Origin of the sequence: Actinoplanes sichuanensis, assembly GCF_033097365.1 — a bacterium.
GTDB classification, from domain to species: domain Bacteria; phylum Actinomycetota; class Actinomycetes; order Mycobacteriales; family Micromonosporaceae; genus Actinoplanes; species Actinoplanes sichuanensis.
In genome coordinates, this window is sequence record NZ_AP028461.1 from 3,364,477 (window position 1) to 3,377,790 (window position 13,314).

General features: G+C 70.6%; 10 protein-coding genes. 2 read left to right on the top strand and 8 right to left on the bottom strand.

The features are described 5' to 3' along the window. Position 1: 1 nt before the first annotated feature. Together Q0Z83_RS15110 and Q0Z83_RS15115 are read right to left on the bottom strand one after the other, a co-directional pair. Positions 2 to 1,591 (bottom strand): FAD-dependent oxidoreductase, encoded by a 1,590-nt coding sequence (locus Q0Z83_RS15110; RefSeq protein ID WP_317797082.1) that lies wholly within the window; start codon positions 1,589 to 1,591, stop codon positions 2 to 4. Position 1,592: 1 nt separating this feature from the next. Next, entirely contained in the window at positions 1,593 to 2,612 is a 1,020-nt protein-coding gene (locus Q0Z83_RS15115; RefSeq protein WP_317794546.1) for a LacI family DNA-binding transcriptional regulator, read from the bottom strand. Positions 2,613 to 2,798: 186 nt separating this feature from the next. Here Q0Z83_RS15115 and Q0Z83_RS15120 point away from each other — a divergent pair, with 186 nt between their 5' ends. Together Q0Z83_RS15120 and Q0Z83_RS15125 are read left to right on the top strand one after the other, a co-directional pair. Continuing rightward, a complete protein-coding gene (locus tag Q0Z83_RS15120; protein WP_317794547.1) occupies positions 2,799 to 3,734 on the top strand; it encodes a glycoside hydrolase family protein in 936 nt (311 codons plus the stop codon). A 79-nt stretch (positions 3,735 to 3,813) separates the two neighbouring features. Then, positions 3,814 to 4,284 carry a hypothetical protein gene (locus Q0Z83_RS15125; RefSeq protein ID WP_317794548.1) on the top strand — a complete coding sequence of 157 codons (471 nt, stop codon included), beginning with the start codon at positions 3,814 to 3,816 and terminating at the stop codon, positions 4,282 to 4,284. Positions 4,285 to 4,290: 6 nt separating this feature from the next. On the opposite strand, the gene Q0Z83_RS15130 is transcribed toward Q0Z83_RS15125, so the two are convergent. The 6 genes from Q0Z83_RS15130 to Q0Z83_RS15155 form a co-directional block, all read right to left on the bottom strand. Next, positions 4,291 to 8,229: an nSTAND1 domain-containing NTPase gene (locus Q0Z83_RS15130; RefSeq protein WP_317794549.1), complete on the bottom strand. Its 3,939-nt coding sequence runs from the start codon at positions 8,227 to 8,229 to the stop codon at positions 4,291 to 4,293. Next, the gene (locus Q0Z83_RS15135; protein WP_317794550.1) at positions 8,226 to 8,591 is read right to left on the bottom strand and encodes a CU044_2847 family protein; all 366 of its coding nucleotides are present in this window, start codon (positions 8,589 to 8,591) and stop codon (positions 8,226 to 8,228) included. Before Q0Z83_RS15135 ends, Q0Z83_RS15130 begins: the two co-directional genes overlap by 4 nt. 151 nt (positions 8,592 to 8,742) lie before the next feature. Beyond that, a complete protein-coding gene (locus Q0Z83_RS15140) occupies positions 8,743 to 10,080 on the bottom strand; it encodes a dipeptidase (RefSeq protein WP_317794551.1) in 1,338 nt (445 codons plus the stop codon). Beyond that, entirely contained in the window at positions 10,080 to 10,493 is a 414-nt protein-coding gene (locus tag Q0Z83_RS15145) for a hypothetical protein (protein ID WP_317794552.1), read from the bottom strand. The genes Q0Z83_RS15140 and Q0Z83_RS15145 overlap by 1 nt, the downstream gene beginning before the upstream one ends. After that, entirely contained in the window at positions 10,490 to 11,902 is a 1,413-nt protein-coding gene (locus Q0Z83_RS15150) for an APC family permease (protein WP_317794553.1), read from the bottom strand. Before Q0Z83_RS15150 ends, Q0Z83_RS15145 begins: the two co-directional genes overlap by 4 nt. A gap of 84 nt (positions 11,903 to 11,986) precedes the next feature. After that, entirely contained in the window at positions 11,987 to 13,237 is a 1,251-nt protein-coding gene (locus Q0Z83_RS15155) for a threonine/serine exporter family protein (RefSeq protein WP_317794554.1), read from the bottom strand. Between the last annotated feature and the right edge of the window lie 77 nt (positions 13,238 to 13,314).

The window sequence follows — 13,314 nt, forward strand, 5'->3', positions numbered from 1 at the left end:
CTCAGTAACCGCTGATGTCGGGCCAGCGCAGCTCGACACCGTCGGCGCTCAGGTGGTTCTGGAACTCGGTGAGCAGTTCCGGGGTGTTGCGGACGGCCCGGGGGGACACCGCCCGGTCGAGGCAGAAGGCGGCGAGCGCGCCGGCCACCTCGCCGGCGTTCCATTCGACCGGGTGCAGCCGGAACGAGCCGTTGGTGATGTGGGTGGTGCCGATGTTCTTGCCGGCCGGCAGCAGGTTCTCCATCCGCTGGGGGATCAGCGCGCCGAGCGGGATCTCGAACGGGCAGGACGCCACGTCGATGTAGTTGTCGCCGCCGGTGGACGGGTGCAGGTCGATCCGGTACATGCCGACACCGACCGCGTCGGGATAGGACACCGCGCCCTTGTCACCGCGGACGGCCAGCGACAGGTCCTGCTCGACGACCGTGTATTCGGCGCGGATCCGGCGGGACTCGCGGATGTACGGGGCCATGGCCAGCCCGTCCGGGCTTCCGGTGACGTCGCCGCGCAGTCGCAGCCCGGGCCGGCCGGTGCCGCCGTCCGGGCGGGGTGCCTCGGTCTGCAGCCAGTAGAGCACCGAGTAGGACAGTTCCCGGGCGGCCCGTTCGACCGCGGCCGGGTCGGCGGCACCGACGTACGGCTCCTCGAAGTAGTCGATCATCGGCCAGTTGACCAGGCAGATGTCGCTCGGATAGGTGCCGTCGGCGAAGTTGCGGCGGGCGGCGATCCGGCGGAACGTCCACAGGTTCCCGTCGCCGGGGTCGACCCGTTGGTCGGCCTCGACCAGCCACGGGTCGTCGTCCGGGTTCGGGGTGAACGACCGGGTGGAGATCTGCAGGGTGCGAGGGTTCGGGGTCTGCCAGGACAGCATCGGCGCGCCCCAGAACGGCGGCTGGTAGGTACGCCAGAAGTCGTACCGTGCGGGCCTGTCGATGGTGTGGTCCCCGTCGACGTGGTCGATCGCGAAACACACCGACATCGCCTGCATGTTCGCCGGGTCGGCGGTCTCGGCGGCGCTCGGCTCCCCGGTGTCGGCCTGCGACTCGGCGCCCGTGACGTGTTCGGTTCCGGTCATCGGCAGCAACTCGCCGGTCTCGGTGGCGTCCAGCACGTACGGCGCGGTGAGCACGACCTGTTCGCCGTGGTGGCGGACGGTGACCGAGACGACCCGGTCGCCGTCGGTCTCCGCCGACACCGGAACGGCCGGTTGCAGCAGCGTGAGCCGCCCCGAACCACGGTAGGGCGCGAGCATCGCCTCGATCACCGCGACCGCCACCCGCGGCTCGTGACACAGCCGGCTGACGTGCCCGGCGCCCGGGTTCAGGTCACGGGTGCGGCGGGCCCGATCGGTCAGCGGGTAGTGGGCCCGGTAGTAGTCGCGGATCCCGTCGCGTAGCGCCCGGTAACCGGCCGTCACCCCGAACCGCTCGACCCAGCTGTGCTCGTCCGGCGGCACGGCCTGGCTGGTCAGCTGCCCGCCGAGCCACGCGTGCTCCTCGGTCAGCAGCACCGTCCGGCCGGCCCGCAGCGCGGCCAGCGCCGCCGCCACCCCACCCAGGCCGCCGCCGATCACGACGACGTCGGCATGCATCTCACGCACGGGCCACCGCCAGCGTCGACCCGGCCACCGGCTCGCACGGCAGCAGCCGCTGCATCGGCCCGCCGGTTCCGTCCAGGATCGCCGACAGCACCTCGACGGCCTGCCAGCCCATCTCCCGCCGCGGGATCCGGAAGCCGGTGAACTCCAGGTCGGTGCTCGCTGGCCGGGTCGGATCGCCGAGGGCGATGAAGGACAGATCCTGCGGTACGGCCAGAGCGCGCCGCCCGGCCTCCTCGGCGAGCACCGCTCCGTCCGCGAACTCTTCCACGAAAATCGCCGTGACCTCCTGCTCCAGTAGTCGATCCAGAACCGTGACGGCGTCGGTGAACCGCACGTGGGCCCCGCTGATCCCGGCTTGCTCGACGGCCGTGGTGAAGCCGCGCAGCCGGTCGGCGTGCGACTCGGCACCCGCGCCCTCACCGACGTAGGCGATCCGCCGGTGTCCCAGCTCCACCGCCCGCCGCACCTGCGCCGCCGTGGCCGTCGGGTAGTCGGCGCCCACATAGGGCACCGGTCCGCCGGCGTCGTCGCGGCGGCCCACGCTCACGAACGGCTGGCCCTCGGCGATCAGCCGGGCCAGCTCGTCCGGGTCGAGCCAGCGGCCGAGCAGGATGCAGCCGTCGGCCAGCCGCAGCCGGTTGTCCGAGTGGAAGATCCGCCGCCGCCCGTCGACCACCGGCGCGCTGGTGAACAGCAGCAGGTCACAGCCGATGCTCTCGGCGCACTCCTCGATGCCGACCAGGAACGGGTGGTAGAAGTCGCCGAGCCCGGCCGGGAACACCGGTTCGTAGGTGAACACGCCCAGGAACCGGTTGCGCTGCGAGGCCAGCCGCCGGGCGACCGGGTCGGCCACGTAACCGGTGCGGCGGATCGCGGCGAGCACCCGATCCCGGGTCTCCGGGGCGATCCGGGCCGCGTCCTCCCGCTCGTTGAGCACCATCGACACGGTGGTCTGGCTGACGCCTGTCATCCGGGCGATGTCCTGTTGCGTGACCCGCTTGACGCTCGACACGGGGTCCCCTTCAACACGTCGGTAATACGCATTAACAAACTGGGGAGATCGTGGGACACGGCATCGGCGGGCGTCAAGGAAAGTCCAGCAGTAATAGGTATTAGCACCTTGACCGGCACCGATGGCGATGACGAAACTTCAGGTCATTCGGGGGCTCGTCGTCCGTACCCTAGAAAGGGTTTGATCGTGAAACGACGCTCGTTGATCGCCGGGACCGCCGGACTGTTCGTCGCGGCCGCACCCCGCGCGGCGCAGGCCGCCGGGCCGGCCGGTATGCCCACCTACACCTACCTGCGGGATGCGCTGACCATGCCGCTCGCCTACAACCCGACCGGGGAGTTCATCTTCCCCTGCATCCGTGGCGTCTACGACAAGATCAGCGGCGCCCGCGGCCGCTACTACCTGTACTACGCGCCGCACGAGAAGCCCGGCGGCATCTGCGTGGCCTGGGCGAACTCGCTCGCCGGCCCGTTCACCGAGCACACCGCGAACCCGGTGATCGACAACGTGCTGCCCAGCACGACCGTGTCGCACGTGTCGTCACCGCACGTCACCTGGATTCCGTCGGCCAGGCAGTTCTACCTCTACTACCACGGGGAGAACACCACCACCCGCGTCGCCCGGTCCTCGGACGGGCTCACCTTCCGTGACGAGACACCGATCCTCAGCACCCGCCTCGTGCCGGGCCTGACCGAGACGTCCTACGCCCGGGTGTTCGCCCACAGCGGCCGGTACGTGATGGTCTACATGGGTGTGCTCGGTGGCCGGCGGTACATCTACCACGGCTGGTCACCCAACGGCTGGGACCAGTGGCAGTTCGCCCAGAGCCCGCTGATCAGCCCCGCACCGGACGGACTCACCGACATCTCCGGCCCGCACGTGGTCGAACGCAACGGCACCACCTACGTCGCCTACCACGGCAACGACGGCAAGATGCGGATCACCGAGGTCGGCGACGCCTTCGACCGGGAGGTCCACCTCGGCGTCTTCCACACCCCGATCGCCTCCGACAACGGCCGGACCGCCGCGCCGTCGTTCGGCACCGACGGCGGCGTGCAGTACATGTTCTACGAGGCCGGAGCCCGACTGAACGCCCGCATCTGCATCGCCCGCGCCTCCTGATCTCATCATCACGGGGTGACGCGCCCACCCGCCGATCCGTCGAGGCTGTAACGAAGACGGAACGCGGAGGAGTTGCGGGTTGAACGTATCGATCGTCGCGTCGGTCGCGCTGCTGGCGCTGGGTCTGTCACTACTGGTCGCCACCATCTGGGACCGTCGCAGCCGGCGGGCGTTCATCCGCGAGGGCCCGGTCTTCGCCGCCCGGTTCCGGTGCGCCGGACCCAGCCCGCGGTGCTGGCGCGGCCTGCGCCGCGGCTGGTCCCGCAAGATGTGGGCCTACTGGCGCGACGACGTCCTGGTGATCCGCCGGGGCTGGGTCTTCGACCGCCGGCTGCGGATGTTCGCCCAGATCACCCTGGCCGGGGTGTACGGCCTGTCCGGGCAGCGTGGCGCCATCGCCGTGCACCTGCGCCTCCCGGACGGCGCGCTGCTCGAGGTGACCGCGCCGTCCGGGGACCGGGTGGAACTGGTCGGACCGTATCTCGCGGCCGGCATCAGCCACCTGCCGCGGGCCCCGCTGCGCCGCCGCGACCGCCGTCGGCGCTCCTGACCGGCATCAGCGGGGCCGGGAGCAGACCGGGTCACCGTCGTCGCCGGGGTGCAGGTATTCGGCGCGTTCCGTCGGGGTGAGATCACGGCCCAGCCGTTCGCAGATGAGTCCGGCCATCTCCGGTGGTGTCATGCCCGCACCCGACCACACCCGTACCGTCTCGTCCTTGCTCGCGCTGGCCAGGTCCCGGCCGTCGGGACTGTAGGCGATCGCGGTCACGGCGTCGGCGTGGCCGGTGAGGGCGCGGGCCATGCCGGTGGCGAGATCCCAGACCAGCAGGTTCGTATCCCAGCCCGCGCTGGCCACGTGTGTGCCGTCGGGACTGTAGGCGACCGCGGTCACGATGTCGTCGTGGCCGCGGAGGACGCGGGAACGGCCGGTGGCCAGGTCCCAGACCCGGACGGTGGTGTCCCAGCCGGCGCTGGCGAGGTGTTCGCCGTCGGGGCTGAACGCCACCGCCGAAACCCAGCCGGTATGGCCGGTCAGAGTGCGGGATTCGCCGGTGTCCACATTCCACAGGCGGACCGTCTTGTCGGCGAGGGCACCGGCCAGAAGCTTGCCGTCGGGGCTGAACGCCACCGCGGAAACCCAGCCGGTGCCGCTCTTGAAGATGCGGGATTCGCCGGTGTCCGGATCCTGAATTCGTACCGCCTGGTCGTAGCCGGTGCTCGCCAGCTCTGTCCCCTTCGGGCTGTATGCCACCGCGAGCACCGTGGAGGCATGTCCGGCAAGGACCCGGTACCTGCCGGTCGTGGTATTCCAGAGTCGGATGGTCCGGTCCTCGCCGGCGCTCGCCAGTCGTGTGCCGTCCGGGTGGTAGGCCATCGCCGTCACCCGGCCGCGGTGACCGGTGAGGATTCGGGGCCTGCTGTCGACCCGGTCCCACAATCGGACGGTGCCGTCCTCGCCGGCGCCGGTCAGTCCTCCGCCGCGGCGGTACGCCACCGCGGTCACCGCGCCGGCATGGCCGTTGAGGGTCGGTGAGGCTCCGGTGGTCAGGTCCCAGACGCGTACGGTCTGGTCGTAGCCGCCGCTGGCCAGATGTGTTCCGTCCGGGTGATAGGAGAGCGCGGCAACGGTGGCGTTGTGGCCGGTGAGGGTGCGGGCTTCGCCGGTGGCCGGGTCCCATATGCGGATCGTCTGGTCTTCGCTTGCGCTGGCCAGGTGAGTGCCGTCGGGGCTGTAGGCGATCGCGGTCACCGCACGGGTGTGGCCGCTGAGGGCCCGGGTCCTTCCGGTTCTCAGGTCCCGGACGAGGATCGTCTCGTCCTTTCCGGCGCTCGCGAGGTGGGTGCCGTCGGGGCTGTAGCTGATCGCGGTCACCGCGCCGTTGTGGCCGGTGAGGGTGCGGGCTTCGCCGGTGGCCGGGTCCCATATGCGGATCGTCTGGTCTTCGCTTGCGCCGGCCAGGTGAGTGCCGTCGGGGTTGTAAGCGATCGCGGTCACCGCACGGGTGTGCTCGCTGAAGGTCCGGATCTTGCCGGTTCTCAGGTCCCGGACGAGGATCGTCCCGTCCTCGCTTGCGCTGGCCAGGCGGGTGCCGTCGGGGCTGTAGGCGATCGCGGTCACCGCACGGGTGTGGCCGCTGAGGGTACGGGATCTTCCGGTCCCCAGCTCCCAGATCCGGATCGTCGTGTCCTTTCCGGCGGCGGCCAGGTGAGTGCCGCCGGGGTTGTAGGCAATCGTGGTCACGTCGTCGGTGTGGCCGGTGAGACTGCGGGATTCGCCGGTTCGAAGATTCCAGACTCGGACCCTCGTGTCCGAGTCGGTGCCGGCCAGGTGCATGCCGTCGGGGCTGTAGGCGACTGCGGACACGTCGCCGGCGTCATCGGTGAGGATCTGGGCGAGGGGCCGGGCGACGACGTCGTGCAGGCTGTCGGCGGCCTCGCTGGTGGGGCTGGTCCGGTAGGCCTGCACGGCGAGCAGGCCGGCGATGTCCGGGTTGGTGGACAGCAGTGTCGCCGATCGTGCGGCCAGTTGCCGGGACAGCCAGACCTGCTCGGCCCGGAGGGCGGCGTTCGTGGCGGCGAGCGCGGCGTTGCGCGCGGAGACCGCACTGCGCCACTGCCAGACCGTGGCGCCCGCCAGGACCAGGACGAAGACGATCAGGCCGGCCAGGGTGCCGGTCAGCCAGCGGGTCAGACGGACCCTGACTTGGTGCCGGTCCTGGCTGGCCCGCAGGAAGGCGGCCACCTCGGGCGGCAGCCGCCGCTGGGTCGCCCACTCGTGGCCCTTGTCGAGATCGTGGCCTCGCAGCAGGTCGGCCGGGTGTCTGCGTTCGGCCCACTGGTGGCGTCTCTCCTCGGCCCGGTGCAGCCATCGTTGGTAGGCGGTGTCCTGCTCGGCCCAGGTACGCAGCGTGTACCAGCGGTCGATCAATGCGTCGTGGGCCAGTTCGGCGACCGGCTCGGGGGTGGACTCCGGGCAGCCGGCCACCACGATCCGGCCGGCGATCAGGGCGTCGAGGACCCGGCCGCAGTCACCGTCGCCCTGGAGCAGATCCGAGATGCGGCGCCGGCGGCGTACGGCCGGGATGTTGTGTTCCGGGTCGGCGGGCCGGACGAGCATGGTCAGCAGTGAGCGCGTGACCGGCTCCGGCAGGCCGCTGATCACCTGGTCGCACCAGCTGGTGATGCTGCCGCTCAAACCGCCGAACCCGTCATAGGCCTGGCGGGTCAGCAGCCCGTCGGACTGGTTCTCCCACAGCTGTTCGAGGGTCACCTCAAGCAGCGGCAGCACGGTGGTGGCGGCCCGGTCCCGGCCGTCGAGCACGTCGTCGATGATCCGTTCGGCCAGGCCGTCCTGCAGGCAGGCGCGGGCCGATGCGGCCGGGGCGACGATGATGTCGTGCAGCTCGTCACGGTCGAGCGTGGCCGGAACGTTGATGATCCGCGGCTTGAGGTGATCGGGCCGCGACGTGCCGAGCAGGCTGGGTGCCTCGGCGGCCAGCCGGGCGTAGAAGTCGTCGCGCATCACCAGCAGCACGGTGCGTCCCGGCCGTCCGATCGTGGTGATCTGTTCGGCCAGGGCCGCGGCGGCCCCAGGTTCGGCGAGGGTCTCCTCGAACTGGTCGACCACCAGCAGGTCGTGGCCGGTCGGTAGCGGCGGGGCGGGGCGTACCACCTCGATCGACCACTGCTTGCTGCCGGGCAGGTGCCCGGCGGCCAGGGCGGGCAGGACCCCGGCCCGGATCAGTGACGACTTGCCGGAGCCCGAGGGTCCGAGCAGCAGGACCAGGGCCGGGCGGTCGGCGAGCGCGTCGAGTACGGTGCGCACGGCCCGGTCCCGGCCGTGGAACAGGCCGGCGTCGCCGGTGCCGAACGGCTCGATGCCCCGGTACGGGCAGGTGTCGGCGACGGTGAGCGCGGGCCACGCCGCGCGCAGGGCCATCGTGGAGATCGCGTAGCCGATGCCGGTGCCCCGGTCGAGGCGGTCCGGGCGGGTCACCGCGGTGACCATGCCGATCACCGCCTCGACCGTGTCGTCCCACACCGGCCCGCCGCTGAAGCCTTCGGTCAGGTCGTTGGCGCCGGTCAGTTGGAGCAGTGACGGGCGTAGCAGGTCACCGGCCTGCCCGTAGCCGAAGTGACCGTCCGAGCCGGCCTGGGCCGGGAAACCGAACGACCGCACCGGGTTACCGCGGCGCCCGACGGAACCTGCCAGTTGCAGCGGCCGCAGCCCGTCCGGCACCCGGTCGAGGCTGATCAGGGCGATGTCCTGTCCGTCGGACGGCTGCCAGCCTTCGGCCAGGACCCGTCCCACCACCTCCGGGGCGCCACCGGCGTGCGGGAAGCGGACCAGGACCGGATCGCCGATACCGCTGTCGGCGGCTTCCACCACATGTGCACAGGTGACCAGGACGCAGTCGCCGACCAGGAAACCGGCACCGGCCACGGCGCCCTGCGGGCCGAGGACCTGAGCCACCGAACCGGCCCAAGCGCTCATCCGAGGCGCTCGACGGTTGTGGCCTCGTCCACCGTTGGAGTGTCCAGCCCGTCCCGGCGCCATCTCATCTTGACCTTGAGATTGCCGTTCAGGGCGGTCCGGGTGATCACCACCCCGGCCTGGGCCGACAAGGCGATGCCGAACTCGATCTCCACCTCGTCCGGCCGGGCCCGGCTGAGCTGGGCCAGTAGCGCTTCGGACATCTCGGAGACCGGCTGCAACGCCTCCTGCAGAGTCGCCGACACCTCCCGGACCCGGTCGCCCAGCCGCCCGGCCTTGACCGGCCCCTCGTCACCGGGCTCAGCGGACTCGACAAGCACCTCACCGCCACCAGCCAGCCGAATTCGAGTCAGCTCAGCCACCGGGGTCTCCTTACGCGCAAATGGAGTGATTCGTCCGTTCCAGTGTGATCGGAACGCGGCCCGCGGAATGGCACATCGGTGTCACGACAACCCGAACCGGGTCAGCCGAACGGGCCCGGCATCGCGCTGCCGGGCCCGTCCTCTTCCCCCTCTACCTGCGGTAGTGCTTCAGGAACAGCGCCTCGGCGTGGGCCAGGCGGGCGATCTCACCCGGGTCGACGCTCTCGTTCGGAGCGTGGATCGCGGCCAGCGGCTCCTCGACTCCGATCAGGATGATCTCGGCCTCCGGGTAGGTGGCGGCGAACACGTTGCACAGCGGGATCGAGCCGCCCTGACCGAGGGTGGCCATGTCCCGGCCGAACGCCTCCCGCATCGCCGACTCCAGCGTGCGGTAGGCCGGGCCGCCGGTGCGGGCCTCGAACGGCTGGCCCAGGGCCTCCGGTTCGACGCTCACCCGTACGCCCCAGGGCGCCGCCGCGTGCAGGTGCGCGATCAGCGCGTCCTGGGCCTTGGCGGCGTCGGTGCCCGGTGGCACCCGCAGGTTGAGCCGGGCCCGGGCGTGCGGCTGGATCGCCGCCGCCGAGCCGACCACCGGCGGGCAGTCGATGCCGAGCACGGTGACGGCGGGCCGCGCCCACACCATGTCGGACACCGTGCCGTCGCCGAGTAGGGCCACCCCGTCGCGTAGCCCGGCGTCGGAGCGGAACTGCTCGGCCGGGTAGGGAGCCCCGCTCCACGTCTGACCGCTGTCCAGCCCGGTGATCGTGGTGTTGCCGACCCGGTCCCGCAGCGACGACAGGATCTGGATCAGCGCGGCCAGCGCGTCCGGGGCGGGGCCGCCGAACATGCCGGAATGGACCTCGCCGGCCAGTGCGTCGACGGTCACCACCACGTTGGCCAGCCCGCGTAGCGTCACCGTGGCGGCCGGCACCCCGACCGCCGCGTTGCCGGTGTCGCAGACCAGGATCGCGTCGGCGGCCAGCAGGTCCGGGTGGCGTTCGACGAAGTCCTCCAGACCGCCGGTGCCCTGTTCCTCGGAGCCCTCCACGATCAGTTTCAGATTGACGCCGACGTCGTCGCCCAGGGCCCGCAGCGCGGTCAGGTGCATGACGATGTTGCCCTTGCAGTCGGCGGCGCCCCGGCCGTACCAGCGTCCGTTCACCTCGGTGAGGGTGAACGGCGGGGTGTGCCAGGCCGCCTCGTCCAGCGGTGGCTGCACGTCGTAGTGGGCGTACAGCAGCACGGTCGGCGCGTCCGGGTCACCGGAGCGGCGTTGCCCGTACACCGCCTGACTGCCGTCGCTGGTCTCGTGCAGGGCCAGATCGGTGAAGCCGGCCTCGGCGAAGCGGTCCACCACCCAGTTCGCCGCCTTCACGCACTCCTCGGGCGGGAACTGCCGGGGGTCGGCCACCGACGGGATCGCCACCAGCTCGGCCAGGTCGGTGCGGGCCCGGCCCATCAGCGCGGCGACGTCCTCGCGCAGCCCCATCAGGCCGCGTCCTCGAGTTTGAGGTCGTCGACGACCTTCTGGAACGATTCGAGGTACGTCGGGCAGTACACCTTGATGATCAGCAGCTGGCCCTGGACCACCCGTTTGTCGGCGATCACCGGCCGCTGGCCGGGCCCGCCCGCCCCGTTGCTGATCATGCCGTAGAGGATGCCCCGGCGCAGCGCGTCGTCCGGGTCGAGGCAGACCGCACCGCCGTCGGCGCCGAGCGTGTTGACGATCTGCTCGGTCGACGGCACCCGCAGTCCGGCCGCGGAGAGTTCGGCCTGCAGCTGTGCGGCCTTCTCGGCAGCCTTGTCGGCCTGGTAGTCGTTGCTGTAGGTGATCAGGCCGATGCCGGCGAACAGCAGGACCGTCACCCCGCAGATGCTGTAGAGCAGTGTGTTGGCTCTCATGCCGCCGGGGCCTCCTTCCAGGACGGTTTGCGCAGGCGGTAGAAGAGGTACGGCACCAGCAGGCCCAGGCCGAGCGCACCACCGGCGACGATCAGCAGGTAGGTGCCGACGCTGCCGGAACCGAACTGCGACGGCGGGATGAAGCCGATCAGCAGGGCGGCCAGCGACGCCGCGAACCCGACACCGCAGAGCCCGGTGATCATCGGGGCCCGGTAGCCGCGCGGGTGGTCGGGCTGGGTCTTGCGCAGCCGCACGGCGGCCACGAACATCAGCAGGTACATGATCAGGTAGACCTGCGTGGTGATCACCGAGAAGATCCAGTACGCGCTGGACACGTCCGGGATGAACGCGTACGCCAGCGCGATCACCGTCGTGACCAGACCCTGGACGACCAGGATGTTCTGCTGCACGCCGTGCTTGTTCAGCTTCTGCAGGAACGGCGGCAGGTAGCCCTCCTGCTTGGAGATCAGCAGCAGACCCTTGGAGGGGCCGGCCAGCCAGGTCAGCATGCCGCCCAGCGACGCGGCGACCAGCATGATGCCCAGGATCGGGGTCAGCCACTGGGTGCCGAACTCGGCGAACACCGCGTCGAACGCCTGCATGACCCCGGCGGTCAGCGACAGCTGCTCGGCCGGCACCACCCAGCTGATCGCCAGCGCGGGCAGGATGAAGATCAGCAGGACCAGGCCCATGGACAGGAACATCGCCCGCGGGAACTCCCGGCCCGGGTTCTTCAGCGAGCTGACGTGGACCGCGTTCATCTCCATGCCCGAGTAGGACAGGAAGTTGTTGACGATCAGCACCAGGCTGGACAGCCCGGCCCAGACCGGCAGCAGGTGGTCGGAGGTCATCGGGGCGGCCGACTCGTTGCCCTGGCCCAGGAACACCATGCCGAGGATCACCAGCAGGGCACCCGGGATCAGCGTGCCGATGATCAGGCCGCCGCTGGCCAGACCGGCGACCCCACTGGTACCGCGCGACGAGATCCACACACCGGTCCAGTAGCAGACCATGATCACGACTGCGGTCCAGACACCGCTGGAGGCCAGTTCGGGATTGATGACGTACGCCAGCGTGCTGGCCACGAACCCGAGCAGGCTCGGGTAGTAGAAGATCGTCATGGCGAACTGGCACCACACCGCGAGGAAGCCCAGTGGCTTGTTCAGCCCCTCACTGACCCACTTGTAGACGCCGCCCGACCAGCCGGACGCCAGCTCCGCCGAGACCAGCGCGGTCGGCAGCAGGAACACGATGGCCGGCACCAGGTACAGGAAGATGCTGGCCAGACCGTAGACGGCCATCGTCGGGGACGGCCGCAGACTGGCCACCGAACTCGTGGTCATCAACGCCAGAGCGACCCAGGATATGTAGTTGATGGTCCGCTTGGCGGACACGTCGGTAGAGCTCAACGCCGCCTCCCTTCATGACAGAGCGGCTTCTGGCGGCATCGTCGGTGTTCTGTGGTGGTCGTCGCCTCATCCGTGGAGAGCGGTTTACGACCGTTCCTTGCGCAGCAGGCCGGTGCGGCCGAACGAGCGGGCCAGCGCCCGGAAGATGGGGTGCCCACAGAGGACGCCGAGCGCCACGGCCACCATCGACCCGGCCGCGCCGAGCAGATCCTCCGAGCCGAGCGCCGAGCTCTGGGCCAGATACTCGGTCAGCCCGATCAGGCTCAGGGCACCCGGCACCAGCAGCCAGAACCCCGGCAGGAAGGAGACCAACGCGGGTGGCCCGGAGGGGAACCGTTCGACGATGTACGCCACCACGGTCAGCACCAGCGCGCCCGCGAACCCGCTCAGGTATCCGCCCAGCACGATCCCGCCGAGGTACTGGCCGATCCAGCCCGCGTAGAGGACGAGACAGAGCCAGCCCAGCGTGCGGGGCGGGCCGGAATAGACCAGATAACAGCCGAGACCGACCACCCCGGCACCCAGCCACGGCGCCCACATGCCGATCGAGTTCTCCGGGGCACTCACCGGCACCTCGTAGCGGGGCAGGTCGACCACCTGCGCGGCCCCGATGATCCCGAACGCGAGCAGCATCAACTGCAGGATCCCGGCGACCAGCCGGCTCGCCCCGGTCACCATCTCGGCCGCGGACAGCTCGACCACCGCCATGGTGAGCATGGCGCCGGGCAGGAAGGTGGCCAGCGGCGCGACCATGGCCCGCAGGTCGGCGTCCGCCCAGCCACTGTCGGCCAGCAGGAACGTGGTCGCGGCGACCGCGAACGACGCGGTCACCGGCATGATCATCTGTACGCTGCTCCACCGCGCCCCGACCGTCTTGAACACCCCGACCAGCGCGCCGAAGATCCCCGCGAGCAGCAGGTCGGACCAGGTCGGCTGGAGGATCAGGCAGATCCCGGCGGTGAGCACCGCGAAGCCGAGAATCTGCACCGACACGTGGAACCGGGACGGCATCCGGGTGATCGCCCGCAGCCGCTCGATGCCCTCCTCGGGGGTGATCTCGGTCCGCTCGGCCGCCTTCAGCACGTCGTAGACGGCGGCCGTCTGGTCCAGCCGCAACCCGCCGTTGAGCAGCCGGGTCGGTTCCATCGTGGCCGGGTGACCCGGTTCCAGGGCGACCACCAGATAGGTCGGCAGCACACTGACCCGGGCCTGCGGGGCACCGTACGCCCGGGCCACCCGCAGCAGCCGTTCCTCGATCTGGTTGACCGCCTCACCGGCCGAGGTGAGCGCGCTGCCGAGATATTGCAGGAACTCCTGCAGCCCGACACTCTTCATCGGCTGCACGCTAGGTCCACGAACCCGGCCGCGGACTCACCCCGAGCGGGTGATCCAGGACGGCCGGCGAGGCGCGA

Excerpts from the sequence above, each read along its gene's own strand:
- Q0Z83_RS15155 (WP_317794554.1), bottom strand. The coding sequence starts at position 13,237 with ATGAAGAGTGTCGGGCTGCAGGAGTTCCTGCAATATCTCGGCAGCGCG.
- Q0Z83_RS15130 (WP_317794549.1), bottom strand. The coding sequence starts at position 8,229 with ATGAGCGCTTGGGCCGGTTCGGTGGCTCAGGTCCTCGGCCCGCAGGGC.
- Q0Z83_RS15140 (WP_317794551.1), bottom strand. The coding sequence starts at position 10,080 with ATGGGGCTGCGCGAGGACGTCGCCGCGCTGATGGGCCGGGCCCGCACC.
- Q0Z83_RS15110 (WP_317797082.1), bottom strand. The coding sequence starts at position 1,591 with ATGCATGCCGACGTCGTCGTGATCGGCGGCGGCCTGGGTGGGGTGGCG.
- Q0Z83_RS15145 (WP_317794552.1), bottom strand. The coding sequence starts at position 10,493 with ATGAGAGCCAACACACTGCTCTACAGCATCTGCGGGGTGACGGTCCTG.